The sequence below is a fragment of the Mesorhizobium sp. M1A.F.Ca.IN.020.03.2.1 genome (genome assembly GCF_004023205.1).
Lineage (GTDB): Bacteria > Pseudomonadota > Alphaproteobacteria > Rhizobiales > Rhizobiaceae > Mesorhizobium.
The window spans coordinates 1-426 of record NZ_RZSV01000518.1 but is presented as its reverse complement, the minus strand read 5'-3'; the positions used below and the strand labels follow the sequence as shown (position 1 = coordinate 426).

The following is a 426-nucleotide window of genomic DNA, read 5'->3' as shown; positions in this document are numbered from 1 at the left end:
GAGATAGTTGCGTGTCTGGCAGGTCCTTTTGCAGAATCCGCATTCGAAGGCTATCTGGACCCGCGCGATATGGCGATGAATGCGTCCGATGGGAATGAGGGGAGCAGCGACTACGCGGATGCCAAGCGAATCTATGGTGAGTTGCGGTTCCTGATGCCGCGCCGCCCCCGTTGGAGGCGGATCGAAGATCGCACGGCCCGGCTAGTACTCGATCACTGGTCAGCCATCGAAGCATTGGCCGCGCATTTGCTGGTCAAGCATGATCTCCAATTCGATGAGGCTCTGACGATTGTTGCGCCGCATCTTCCGCCCATGCCAGCAGCTACGCCGCCAGAGCGTCATCCGCAGCCTGCTTGATCAGCCATTCGATGTGATTTGACCACATCTGCAACACCTCGCGCTTCTCCTTGACGTTGCTATAGAGAT

The 426-nt window shown here is 57.5% G+C and carries 1 protein-coding gene; it reads left to right on the top strand.

What is annotated here, in order from left to right; all coding sequences use genetic code 11:
- A partial coding sequence (locus EOA79_RS33090; protein ID WP_164747216.1) for a hypothetical protein occupies positions 1–357 on the top strand: 357 nt, incomplete at its 5' end.
- Positions 358–426 lie beyond the last annotated feature (69 nt).